Genomic DNA, 10970 nt, shown 5'->3' on the forward strand with positions numbered 1-10970 from the left:
TTTCGGTCGTCCTTCCAGCGCTGTGATGGGCGGCCGCTCAGGCCGCCAGGGCCAGCTCGAAGGCGCTGCGGTCGCCGCTGTCTGAGCGGTTGAACACCTTGCAGAACATCTTCACCACCCGGTCGCCCGAGTCGATCTGCTCGAGCGGATCCTTGCGCAGGCGGTGGCGCAGGCAGCAGGCCACCACGCGGGATACGTCGTCTTCGGTGACCTCGGTGCGCCCCTCGAAGGCCGCCAGGGCGCGGGCCGCCCGGTTGGTGACGATGTCGCCCCGCAGGCCATCCACATCCAGCTCGCCGCAGATGCCGGAGATGCGAATGCGCAGGTCGTCGTCGATCTGCACCTGGCCCAGCAGCCGTTGGGCCGCCACCACCCGCGCCTGCAGGGCGTCCTGGGTGGTTTGCACAGCGTTGTTGAAGCTGTCGGGATCGCTGTCGAAGTTGGTGCGCTGGTCCACCACCTGCACCCGCAGTTCGGGATCGCGCACGGTGCGCACCTCCACGCTCATGCCGAAGCGATCGAGCAGCTGGGGCCGCAGCTCGCCCTCCTCCGGGTTGCCGGAGCCGATCAGCACGAAGCGGGCCGGGTGGCGCACGCTGACGCCCTCGCGCTCCACGGTGTTCCAGCCCGACGCAGCCGAGTCGAGCAGCACGTCCACCAGGTGGTCGTCCAGCAGGTTCACCTCGTCCACGTAGAGCAGGCCGCGGTTGGCCTTGGCCAGCAGGCCGGGCTCAAAGGCCCGCACGCCCTCGCTCAGGGCTTTTTCGATGTCGATGGTGCCGCAGAGGCGGTCTTCGGTGGCGCCCAGGGGCAGGTCCACCATCGGCACCTGGCGGGGCTCCACCGGCAGCTCCTCGCCCTGCTCGGCCCGGGCGCGCACCTCGGCGCTTTGCAGGTCGGGGTCGTCCGGGGAGCTGTTGTAAGGGTCGCCCGCCACCACGTCGATCTCGGGCAGCAGGTCGGCCAGGGCCCGGATCGTGGTCGATTTGCCCGTGCCGCGGTCGCCCATGATCATCACGCCGCCGATGCGCGGATCGATCACGTTGAGCAGCAGGGCCAGCTTCATCTCCTCCTGCCCGACGATCGCGGTGAAGGGGAAAACCCTGCGCTTGCGGGGGGCTGGCGTCACGGATGGCTGGCTGGAGTGGTTTTGGATTGTTTCACAGCTGGCTCTGGCACGGGCAGCAGGCTGAGCACCTGGGGCGGGGTGGCATCGGCCGGATAGATCAGCCGCACCTGCAGCTGGCGGCTTGCCCCTGGCGCCAGGCTCACCGTGCCCAGGGGAGGGGAGGGCTCGCCGGCCCGCTGCACCAAGTGGAAGCTGCGCCGACCCGCCGGCCGGCCCGGGGCGCCCGAGGGGGAGGGCGTGCCATCCAGCCCCGTCACCTCCACCGTGCCGCGGAACATCACCGGTCGGCTGCCACTAGTGATGCCGCCAATGCTGTGGAAGCGCAGGCCCCCGGCGGCAGCATCGCCCTTGATCGGCGATTCCAGCGCCAGCAGCAGCGCCACTGGCTGGGTCGTGTCGTTTCGCAGGGGGATGCTCAGGTCGTATTCGACGCCGTAGTTGCCGTGGGCGGCCCAGGCGGTGCCGGGGTAAAAGGCCTGGAGCTCGGCGGTTTGCACCTGGCCGGTGCCCAGGGTGCCGCGCTCCAGGCTGCTGATCGGCCAGGAGATCGGCGCCCGGCGCACGCTCAGCCAATTCTGGCCCGGATCGGTGAGGCGGCTGCGCCAGACGCTGCCCACCTGCACCCCACTCACCCGCGAATACACCATCCCCCCCTTGCTGCCCCGGGGGGTGGGGGCGTGCTCCCGCGGGCTCAGGCCCCCCTCCAGCAGCGCGGCCCAGGTGCTCGCCGGCGGCGGCTGGTTGCCGCTGCCGAAGGCGGCCAGGGTGGCGAGGCTCACGGGGCCGGAGCTCTCCAGGCGCATCTGCAGGTTGAGGCCATTAAGCAGGGGGTCGAGGCCTCGCACCGGCAGGGGTAGCACCACCAGGGTGCGGGGGGCGCCGGGCGGCAGGGTCCAGCTGGCGGGCAGTTGGGGGCTGCGCTGGCGGGCCAGCAGTTCGGTGGCCACCCGGCTGCCGGGTCCGGCCCACACCGGCGTGCTGCCCTGGGCCATCAGGGCCGGCAGTGGCAGGAAGGGGGCGCCGGCCTGGCCGGGCTCCACCGCCTGGGACAGCGCCGTGGAGCCGCTCAGCAGCTTCAACATCACCGGCTCCGGCCCGCGGGGAGCCGCCAGCACCGCCAGCCACAGGGTGGAATCGAGGCTCTCCGGCTTGCCGGCGTACACGTGGTGGCTGAACAGATCGAAGCGGCCGTTGAGGACCACATCCAGGTGGGCCGACGGCACGCCGCGGCCGCTGCCGGGGAAGGTGGACAGCAGGATTCCCGGCTCGCGAATCAGCTCAGGGTTGTTGTCGTTCACCAGCAGCACCCGGTCGAGGCCGCCGCTGAGGGGCGCCACGGTTTGAGGGCGCAGCACGGGAGCTGGTTGGGCGAGCGACGGGGTCGGAGCGACCAGGACGGCCAGCAGCAGCAGGGGTAGGCGGGCGCGCCGCCGTCCGGAGGTGGAGTTCATTTACGGCCTACCAGGGTTTTGGACACTTCGCCGGCCATGGCACGGATCAGATCGGCGGAACGGGGGTCGTTGAACGGGCCCTTGACCATGAACGCCGCCACGGCCCGCTGGCCATTGGGCAGTTGGATCAGGGCCGCATCGGAATAGGCGATGCCGATGTCGCCGGTTTTGTTGTAGGCGGTGATCCCGAAGCTCAGCAGCTCGCTGTCGGGGTCGGCGGAATCCTTGCCGAGCCCCAGCAGCAGCCCCAGGGGAATCAGGGTGTTGGTGCGGGAGGTGCCCATGATTTCCCGAAACAGATCGCGGGCCCGGGGACTGAGTTTCTCGCCGGTGTCCACCAGAGCGATCGAGCGGGCCAGGTCGCGGCTGCTGGTGGTGTTGGTGCCTTCAAGGTCGGGCAGCCAGTTGTTCACCGCTGTGGAAGGCAGGCCGATGGCGGTGAAGCGCTCGTTGAGGGCGGTTTTGCCGCCCAGGCGCTTGATCAGCAGGTTGGTGGCGCTGTTGTCGCTCACCCGGATCATCTCGGTGGCCGCCTCGAAAAATGGGAAGCGGGTGCCGACTGGTTTGCTGGCCATCCAGCCGGCACCTCCACCCACCACCTCCTTGGTGAGGGGCAGCGGCTCGTTCCAGCGCAGTTTGCCGTTGTCGAAGTCTTCCAGACCCGCCAGCAGGATCGGCGTTTTGATCGAGCTGGCGGCCGGCAGGGCCAGGTCGGGCTGCAGTTGGGCGAAGCGACCGTCGTCGAGCACCAGCAGGAAGGCCGAGCTCTGCAGGCCTTTCTGGGCGGCGGCGAGCTGGGCCCAGCGCTGGCTCAGGGCTGTCAGCTCGGTGCGGGGTTCGAACTGGCCGGGGTCGAGCCCCTTGCCGGTGTTGGCGGCCCCGAGGTCGAGGCTGGGTGCCTCCATGGCGCCCTGGGCCAGGCGGGGGGCCAGCAGCTTGAGGCTGGTGCCGGTGATCACCCCCAGACCGATGCCCATCACCATCAAGCGCAACACCAGCCGCAGGGGCTGGCCCCAGCGGCTTTTGGGGCTGCGGGGCGAACGGCCAGCAGTCACAGGGCCATGCAGTCGAAGTGGTCCGACGCTAAGGGGTCTGGCCAGGCTTGCTGCCTCGCTGGCTGGCCCAGCGCAGCTGACGCACCATGCCGCGCACCAGGGCCACCTCCTCGGCCGAGATCTGGGCCCGTTGCAGCAGGGCCCGCAGTTTGGCCATGCGGGCGTGGGCGGTGTGGGCATAGAGGAAGCCCACGTCGAGCAGCAGGGCTTCGGCGTCGCCGAGCATGGACTCGAGGGCCCGGCGGTCGCCGGGGTTGGGGGCCAGGCTTGGGGCTGGGGCCGGCGCAGAGGCGCCAGCAGCTCCGAGGCCGTGCCAGCTGTGCAGCACCAGGGCGGCAGCGTGGGAGAGGTTGAGGGAGCTGTAGGCCTTACCGCTGCCCAGGGTCAGCAGCCGACCCGCCTGGAGCAGCTCGTCGTTGCTGAGGCCCCGGTCTTCCCGCCCGAACACCAGGGCCCGGGGGCTTGGTGGCCCCTCGGCCAGCCAGTGCAGGGCCGGCTCCGGGGCCAGCAGGGGCAGGGGTTCACCGGCGCGCCGGCCGCTGGTGGCCACCACCCGGTGGCAGTCGGCCAGGGCGGCGCTGAGGCTGGGGAACAGGCGGGCCTGGTCCAGCACCCAGGCCCCATGCACGGCCATGCGGCGGGCCTCCTCGCCCAGGTGGTCGCAGCGGGGGGCCACCAGGCGCAGCTCCGCCACCCCGAAATTGGCGCAGAGCCGGGCGACGCTGCCGACGTTCAGGGGCCCGGCGGGCTCCACCAGCACCACGGCGAGCGGGGGAGGCGGTTGGGGTGTGGCGCTCACACCAGGCCGTTGAGATAGGCCAGCAGGTCGGCCATGGCCTGGGGCTCGGGTTGAAAGCGCGGCATCGGCGGGGTGCGGCCGCTCACAACTTGTTGGATCAGTTGGCGTGGGGCCTTGCGTTCCGCCACCCCGTGCAGGTTGGGACCCACCAGGCCCTGGCCGGCAATGCCGTGGCAACCGGCGCAGTTGAGCCGGAACAGCCGGCCGCCGTTTTCACTAGAGCCGCTGAGCTCGAGGGTCTGGCGCGTGTAAGGGTCGGCCTGGGCTGCTGGCAGCACCAGCAGCACCGCCACGATGCAGGCGGCCGCCGCCATCCCCACCAGGGCGGCGATCAGGCCGCGGCGGCCGGTGGCGGCAACGGCTGCCGGGGCGACGGGTGCCGGGGAGGCAGGAGCTGGGGAGACCGTGGGGGTCAGGGGTGGGCCGGTCACAGTTGGTGCAGCAGGCTCGCGGTGAGAGCCATGGACGTGGAACAATTGTGCCCAGAATGATGCCGTAACCGCCCCATGATCGAACCCCTGCTCTGTGGCATCGTGCTCGGTCTGATTCCTGTGACCCTGGCCGGCCTGTTTGTGGCGGCCTGGAATCAGTATCGCCGCGGCACCCTGCTCGACTGAGGCTTGCTTGTCGTTTTGCGGCGATCAGGCCTGTTGCAGCACCACCAGGCTTGTGCTGCCATAGCGCCGTTCGTCCCGCTGCTGCCACCCCTTGGGCTTGGGTGGCACCGCTGAGCTGGCGCATTCCCACACCAAAGTGCCGCCGGGCTTAAGCCAGTCGCCTGCGGCCACGCCAGCGGCGATCGCAACGTAGAGCCCGGCGGCATAGGGCGGATCGGCGTAGATCAGATCAAAGCCTTCGCTGTCAGGCTGGGCCAGCCAGCGGCTCACTTCGCGGCAGTGCACCTCCCAGTGGGGAGATGCCCCAGCGGCCCGCGCCAGCCCCTGATCAAGCCCCTGGCCCACCGCATCCAGGTTGGCCCTGGCCACGGCGGCGATCCGCCGGTCCTGCTCCACCGCCACGACGCGTCGGGCGCCCCGCTGCAGCGCCTCGCAGGCCATCACGCCGCTGCCGCTGCACAGATCCAGCCAGGCGCAGCCCGGCAGCTCCGGCGCCAGCAGGTTCATCACCGCCAGCCGCACCCGGGAGCTGGTGGGGCGGGCCGTGTTGCCAGGCGGGCTCTGCAGGCGCCGGCCACCGCTCAGCCGCAGGCTCATTGGGCGGCGAGCCAGGCAAGCCAGCGGCGCAGGATCACCTCCCCGTGGGGGCCGGATTTCTCCGGGTGAAACTGGCACGCCCCGATGGCGCCCTGCCACACCGCGGCCGTGACGGCGGTGTCGCCGAAGCGCACCAGGGCGGTGTTGCAGGCCGGATCGTTGGGTTCGGCGGCGTAGGAGTGCACGAAATACACCCAGGTGTCTGGGCCGCCGGCGGGTAGCAGCGGGCTGGGGGTGGCGGCGATCAGCGGCTCCCAGCCCATGTGGGGAATCGGCTGGCCCGGGCAGCGCGGCAGGGCCCGCACCCGGCCTTTGAGCAGGCCGAGGCCTGCCGCCGTGCCCTCGTCGCTGGCCTCAAACAACAGCTGCAGGCCCAGACAGATGCCCAGCAGGGGCTTGCCCGCGGCACACCAGCGGGTGATCGCCTCGGCCAGGCCGCCCTGGCGCAAGCGTTGCATCGCCGGATCAAAGGCGCCCACCCCCGGCAGCACCAGGGCCGTGCAGCCATCCATCTCGGCGGCGTTGGACACCGGCTGCACCACGGCGCCAAGCCGCTCAAAGGCCCGCTGCACCGAGTGCAAATTGCCCATGCCGTAGTCGATCAGGCCAAGGCGCGTCATGGGGGCGTGATGGGTTGGCGCCGCCCAGGCTGCTCCAGCACCTGGTCGGGCGGAACGGGCAGGCTGTTGAGGACATCGAGCAGCTGGTAGAGGCGGCCGATGCGGCGGCGGTCGAAGTGGAAGTGCAGGCAGGGGCGCAGCAGGCCGTGGTCGTCGACGGTGTCGCGGGCCTGGATCACGCCCTCATCCACCAGATCGTCGAACTGGAGATTCAGGGCCTTGAGCTGCTCGCTCTGGAGGGCGGCGTTGAGCAGTAGCTCGATGCGATCGTCGCCGAGCCGCGCCGAGTGAAACAACCGGTAGAAGTGGCTGATGCGGGCCACCGCCTCCTCGCCCGTGTGGGCTTCGCTCAGCAGGTCGCCGTCTTCTGGGGAGATCACGCCGCGGGCGGCCAGCCCTTCGTTGAGATCCCGCTGCCAGCCGCTCCAGAAGCTGTCGTCTTCGGGGGCGAGCAGCACCAGGGGGATCGGTGGGGTGCGGCCGGTCTGAATCAGGGTGAGCGATTCGAACAGCTCATCGAGGGTGCCGAAGCCCCCCGGCAACACCACCAGGGCATCGCTCTCCCGCAGGAAGAACAGCTTGCGGGTGAAGAAATAGCGAAAGTGCAGCAGCCGGCCATCGCAGCTGCTCACAAAGCGATTGGCGTGCTGCTCGAACGGCAGATCGACGTTGAGGCCGATGCTGGCTTCGCAGCCGGCACCGCTGTTGGCGGCCTCCATGATGCCGCCGCCGGCTCCGGTCATCACCTCGAAGCCGGCTTCAACAGCACAGCGGGCCAGCTGCTCGGCCAGGCCGTAGCAGGGGTCGCTGGCGACGGTGCGGGCCGAGCCGAAGACGGTGATCTTGCGGGTGTCGCGATGGGGGTGAAACACCTCCAGCGCTTCGCTGATATCGGCCAGGGCACCGCTGATCAGGCGCCACTCATCTTGGCCGCGTTCGTGGCGACTCACCTGCAACAGCGACACCAGCGATCGCTCGATTAGGTGCCGCTGGGGGTGGTTTTCGAGCTCCTGGGCCAGAACCTGCAGCGGACTCTGGCCGAAACGGGATGGGTCGCTCAGCTGTCTGCCCTCAACCAGCAGGGATGCTTAGAGGTACTTGGAGATCGTGCCTGAGAGGGTGGTCTTGGGTACGGCACCCACCACGGTGTCGACCTTCTGGCCGCCCTTGAAGATCATCAGGGTGGGGATGCTGCGGATCCCGTACTGGCTGGCGACGTTGGGGTTTTCGTCGGTGTTGAGCTTGAACACCTTGATCTTGCCCTCGAATTCGGCGGCGATCTCGTCCACGATCGGCGCAACCATGCGGCAGGGGCCGCACCAGGGGGCCCAGAAGTCGATCAGCACGGGCAGATCACTCTTGAGCACATCTTGCTCAAAGGAAGCGTCAGTGACAGCGGCAGCGCTGGACATCCTTGCTGGATCAGGGTTTCAAGGAATCTAGCAAGGTTATTTCGAGGCAACCATGGACCGTTGCAGGACGTGATCAGCCTGGCTGGGTGGCTGCTGACTGGGTGCCGGGGGAAGACAAAAGGCCCGGACGCGCCGGGCCGGAGGGTGTGAGGAGTGTGTGAGCCGAAGCCCCCACGCCTTCACGCTAACGCCGCGATCTATTTGCCCATGCCCAGCTGCTGGGCCTTTTGATACACCTTGCCCTCGGTGAGCAGGGAGGGGGCCACCACCACCTCCACCTGCTGCATCTCTTTAATAGTGCGGGCGCCCAGGGTGCCCATGGAGGTGCGGATGCAGCCGAGCAGGTTCTGGGTGCCGTCGTCGAGGGAGGCGGGTCCGCGCAGGATTTTTTCAAGGCTGCCGGTGGTGCCCACTTTGATGCGGGTGCCGCGGGGCAGCACCGGGCTGGGGGTGGCCATGCCCCAGTGGAAGCCGCGGCCAGGGGCCTCGGCGGCGCGGGCGATGGGTGAGCCGATCATCACGGCGTCGGCGCCGCAGGCCAGGCATTTGCAAATGTCGCCGCCGGTGACGATGCCGCCGTCGGCCACGATCGGCACGTAGCGGCCGCTTTCGTTGAAGTAGTCGTCGCGGGCGGCAGCGCAGTCGGCCACCGAAGTGGCCTGGGGGATGCCGATGCCGAGCACGCCGCGGCTGGTGCAGGCGGCACCGGGGCCGATGCCCACCATCACGCCGGCGGCGCCGGCCCGCATCAGCTTGAGGGCCACGTCGTAGGTGACGCAGTTGCCGATCACCACGGGCACGCCGAAGTCGCGGCAGAGGGCCTCAAGATCGAGGGTTTCCTGGCCCTCAGGGCCGATGTGCTCAGTGCTGACCACCGTGGCCTGCACAAAAAACAGATCGGCGCCCGCTTCAGCAATGGCACGGCCGAATTTCAGGGCCGCCACCGGGGTGGCGCTCACCGCGGCGATGCCGCCCTGCTGCTTGATTTCAGCGATGCGCTGGCGGATCAGGTCTTCCCGCACCGGCTGGCTGTAGAGCTCCTGCATCAGCGGCACGAAGCTGTCGCGGTCGACGGCGGCGATGCGATCGAGGGCAGGGTTGGGGTCGTCGTAGCGGCACTGGACGCCCTCCAGGTTGAGCACACCCAAGGCGCCCTGCTTGGCGAGTGCCACACACATGCCCACATCCACCACGCCGTCCATGGCGCTGGCGATGATCGGGATCTCGCGGCTGATGCCGCCCAGGCTCCAGCTGCTGTCGGTGACGGCGGGGTCGACGGTACGGCCGCCCGGAACCAGGGCGATCTCGTCGATGCCGTAGGCGCGGCGGACGACGCGATTGCGACCGAGCTGGATGTTCACCGGAACTGTGCGTATTCGGGCCAAGCTATCAACCGGTGCGCCCCGATTCCTTTGGAGCGATGTCGGCTCAGCCTTTGCCGCGGAAGGACTTCCAGCGATTGCCCAGGCCGCTCAACAGCCGTTCCCGCTCGCTGCTGCGCAGCAGCTTGGGCACGCCGTAGCGCACCGACCACACCACGCCAGCCAGCTCCAGGAGCCCGGGCACCAGCGGCAGGCTGTCGAGGGCACCGAGCACGGCGTTGTAGACGCGCAGCACCAGCAGCAGGCCCACCAGGGCTGCCAAGAACGTGACGGGTTTGCGGGCCTGGCTCCAGAGGCTCTGCAGTTCACCCTGGTTGAGCCACTGGCCCAGCTTCTGCAGCAGCAGCTCCCACTCACCGCCCTCCCCCTCGCCTGTGCCCTCGCCGCCGGCTGATGGGCCCGGCTGGGTTGCGAGGGGAGCTGGTGAGGGCTCCACCACCAACGTGGTGGCAACGCTGGGCTCGGGGGGGGCGCTCACCGCTGCTTCAGCGGTTTGTTCAACAACCTGTTCAACAAGTCCAATCGGCTCAATCTGCTCAACCAGCTCCACCGACTGCTCCACCGATTCGACTGCTTGCTCAGCAGGCTCGGGAGTGTTCGGGTTGGTAGCGCTCTGGTCGGGGCTGCTGGTGGTGTCGTCGGCCATGGCAGGCGGCGCCGCGGGTGCACAGGTGTGGCGGGAGCTTACGTGTGGTTGGCAGCCAGACCAACACCCGGCCGACCAACAGCTCAGGCCTCGATCGGCAGCAGGCTGGGGCGCGCGCTCAGCGGCACCAGGGGCAGCCGCAGCGGGAAGGCGCCGCTGCGCAAGGCTTCCGCCAGGGCGGCGGCGGCGGCGGCGGCCAGCCGCGGGCTGTGGGAGGGGGCGCAGGCCACCGGGCGGCCCCGCACCGTGATCGTGCCGCTGAGCAGCTCCGCATAGGTGGCCGCCCCCAGGCTGGGCTTGACCCGCCGCGGCACCGACAGGTCGAGCACGGGTGCCTCCAACGCCTCTGGACCGGCGGCGGCCTGGCGCGCCACCGTGCCATTGATCAGCGGCACCGGCGCCGCGATCGCCACCAGCAGGGCGCTGCCGTGGCCCTCGAAGAAGCAGGGGCGCACCCACTCGGGCCGCATGTCGTGCAGATCCACGCTCACCGCAGCGGAGGCCCCCGGGGTGCGGGCATGGCCGCTGGCCTGGCGGCGGCAGCCGGGCTGGTGACCGCTGCCGGCCCCCACCACCCAGCCGAGGGCGCCGCCCACCAGCACCGGTGAGCCCGGGCCCAGCAGCGACAGCCCCGGCATGGTGAGGCCGATGCTGCCGGCGCCGCCACAGGAATAGAGGGCGTTGGCGGCTGGCCCCAGCAGGGTGCCGTAGGGGCTGGGGCAGGGGCCTTCGGCCTGGCTGAGGGCCACCACCCCGTTTTCACTGATGGCCCGGTGCAGCAGCAGGCGGCCGGTGCCGATCTGCTCCAGGCCCAGCTCGGTGTGCAGCTCGCGGCGGGGGTGCAGGGCGGTGGCCTCGCCACTGGCGTCGAACGGCAGCGCCCGGCCCTGCAGCAGGGCGGCCAGCAGCTCAGCGCCCCCAGGGGCATCGCCAAGCCCGCCGCCAATCGGCAGCACCAGCTCGCCGCTGCCGCAGCCCGCCAGCCCCTGCACGCCGGCCAGCTGTCCAGCGCGCAGGCGGATCGGTGGATCCGTGGGCCCGAGGCTTAGGAGCAGGCTGGCCTGGTCGGTGAAGCCCGCATCGGCCGCCACCACCACATCGGTGGCGGCATAGGCCTTGGCCAGCCCGGCTTGCTGCACCAGGCTCCGAAACTCGGCGGCGGCGCGCACCTGCAGCTGGCCCTGCTCCTGTTTGCGGCGCAGCTCCGCCTCCTGGCGTGGCGGCAGTTCACGGCTATTCATCGCGAGCTTGGCGCTGATTTG

At 70.1% G+C, this 10970-nt stretch carries 13 protein-coding genes; 1 reads left to right on the forward strand and 12 read right to left on the reverse strand.

The genetic code is table 11. The annotated features are described in order from the left end of the window. Positions 1-37: 37 nt before the first annotated feature. Genes bchI through CJZ78_RS04855 form a run of 5 tightly spaced genes read right to left on the reverse strand, consistent with a single transcriptional unit; the run spans position 38 to position 4748 of the window. On the reverse strand, positions 38-1129 hold the full coding sequence (gene bchI / locus CJZ78_RS04835; protein WP_094559754.1) for a magnesium chelatase ATPase subunit I: 1092 nt from the start codon (positions 1127-1129) through the stop codon (positions 38-40). Next, positions 1126-2580 carry a DUF3370 domain-containing protein gene (locus CJZ78_RS04840; RefSeq protein ID WP_094559755.1) on the reverse strand — a complete coding sequence of 485 codons (1455 nt, stop codon included), beginning with the start codon at positions 2578-2580 and terminating at the stop codon, positions 1126-1128. The genes bchI and CJZ78_RS04840 overlap by 4 nt, the downstream gene beginning before the upstream one ends. Then, complete coding sequence (locus CJZ78_RS04845; RefSeq protein WP_233128497.1) at positions 2577-3635, reverse strand: serine hydrolase; 1059 nt, start codon at positions 3633-3635, stop codon at positions 2577-2579. Before CJZ78_RS04845 ends, CJZ78_RS04840 begins: the two co-directional genes overlap by 4 nt. A gap of 28 nt (positions 3636-3663) precedes the next feature. After that, a complete protein-coding gene (locus CJZ78_RS04850; protein ID WP_233128498.1) occupies positions 3664-4434 on the reverse strand; it encodes an RNA methyltransferase in 771 nt (256 codons plus the stop codon). Continuing rightward, positions 4431-4748 (reverse strand): cytochrome c, encoded by a 318-nt coding sequence (locus CJZ78_RS04855; RefSeq protein WP_094559844.1) that lies wholly within the window; start codon positions 4746-4748, stop codon positions 4431-4433. The genes CJZ78_RS04850 and CJZ78_RS04855 overlap by 4 nt, the downstream gene beginning before the upstream one ends. A 192-nt stretch (positions 4749-4940) precedes the next feature. On the opposite strand from CJZ78_RS04855, the gene petG reads away from it, so the two are divergent. Then, positions 4941-5051, forward strand: a complete 111-nt coding sequence (gene petG / locus CJZ78_RS04860) for a cytochrome b6-f complex subunit V (RefSeq protein ID WP_094559756.1) — start codon at positions 4941-4943, stop codon at positions 5049-5051. A gap of 24 nt (positions 5052-5075) precedes the next feature. Here the strand turns inward: petG and rsmD are convergent, their stop codons facing one another. The 7 genes from rsmD to CJZ78_RS04895 form a co-directional block, all read right to left on the reverse strand. Further along, positions 5076-5648, reverse strand: coding sequence for a 16S rRNA (guanine(966)-N(2))-methyltransferase RsmD (gene rsmD, locus CJZ78_RS04865; RefSeq protein WP_094559757.1), 573 nt, complete (start codon positions 5646-5648; stop codon positions 5076-5078). Continuing rightward, positions 5645-6268 (reverse strand): imidazole glycerol phosphate synthase subunit HisH, encoded by a 624-nt coding sequence (gene hisH / locus CJZ78_RS04870; RefSeq protein ID WP_094559758.1) that lies wholly within the window; start codon positions 6266-6268, stop codon positions 5645-5647. The genes rsmD and hisH overlap by 4 nt, the downstream gene beginning before the upstream one ends. Next, entirely contained in the window at positions 6265-7233 is a 969-nt protein-coding gene (locus tag CJZ78_RS04875; RefSeq protein WP_233128499.1) for a TIGR00730 family Rossman fold protein, read from the reverse strand. Before CJZ78_RS04875 ends, hisH begins: the two co-directional genes overlap by 4 nt. A 123-nt stretch (positions 7234-7356) precedes the next feature. Continuing rightward, positions 7357-7680 (reverse strand): thioredoxin, encoded by a 324-nt coding sequence (gene trxA / locus CJZ78_RS04880; protein WP_094559760.1) that lies wholly within the window; start codon positions 7678-7680, stop codon positions 7357-7359. A 197-nt stretch (positions 7681-7877) separates the two neighbouring features. After that, entirely contained in the window at positions 7878-9041 is a 1164-nt protein-coding gene (locus CJZ78_RS04885) for a GuaB3 family IMP dehydrogenase-related protein (RefSeq protein WP_094559761.1), read from the reverse strand. A 67-nt stretch (positions 9042-9108) separates the two neighbouring features. Beyond that, on the reverse strand, positions 9109-9708 hold the full coding sequence (locus CJZ78_RS04890; RefSeq protein WP_094559762.1) for a CAAD domain-containing protein: 600 nt from the start codon (positions 9706-9708) through the stop codon (positions 9109-9111). Positions 9709-9791: 83 nt separating this feature from the next. After that, entirely contained in the window at positions 9792-10949 is a 1158-nt protein-coding gene (locus CJZ78_RS04895) for a homocysteine biosynthesis protein (RefSeq protein ID WP_094559763.1), read from the reverse strand. Positions 10950-10970 lie beyond the last annotated feature (21 nt).

The sequence above is a fragment of the Synechococcus sp. 8F6 genome, assembly GCF_002252665.1.
In the GTDB taxonomy this organism is placed as follows: domain Bacteria; phylum Cyanobacteriota; class Cyanobacteriia; order PCC-6307; family Cyanobiaceae; genus Cyanobium_A.

What these genes read in the sequence shown, in the direction of transcription:
- CJZ78_RS04840 (WP_094559755.1), bottom strand. Translation starts at nt 2,580, where the DNA reads ATGAACTCCACCTCCGGACGGCGGCGCGCCCGCCTACCCCTGCTGCTG.
- CJZ78_RS04855 (WP_094559844.1), bottom strand. Translation starts at nt 4,748, where the DNA reads ATGGCGGCGGCCGCCTGCATCGTGGCGGTGCTGCTGGTGCTGCCAGCA.
- petG (WP_094559756.1), top strand. Translation starts at nt 4,941, where the DNA reads ATGATCGAACCCCTGCTCTGTGGCATCGTGCTCGGTCTGATTCCTGTG.
- rsmD (WP_094559757.1), bottom strand. Translation starts at nt 5,648, where the DNA reads ATGAGCCTGCGGCTGAGCGGTGGCCGGCGCCTGCAGAGCCCGCCTGGC.
- hisH (WP_094559758.1), bottom strand. Translation starts at nt 6,268, where the DNA reads ATGACGCGCCTTGGCCTGATCGACTACGGCATGGGCAATTTGCACTCG.
- trxA (WP_094559760.1), bottom strand. Translation starts at nt 7,680, where the DNA reads ATGTCCAGCGCTGCCGCTGTCACTGACGCTTCCTTTGAGCAAGATGTG.
- CJZ78_RS04890 (WP_094559762.1), bottom strand. Translation starts at nt 9,708, where the DNA reads ATGGCCGACGACACCACCAGCAGCCCCGACCAGAGCGCTACCAACCCG.
- CJZ78_RS04895 (WP_094559763.1), bottom strand. Translation starts at nt 10,949, where the DNA reads ATGAATAGCCGTGAACTGCCGCCACGCCAGGAGGCGGAGCTGCGCCGC.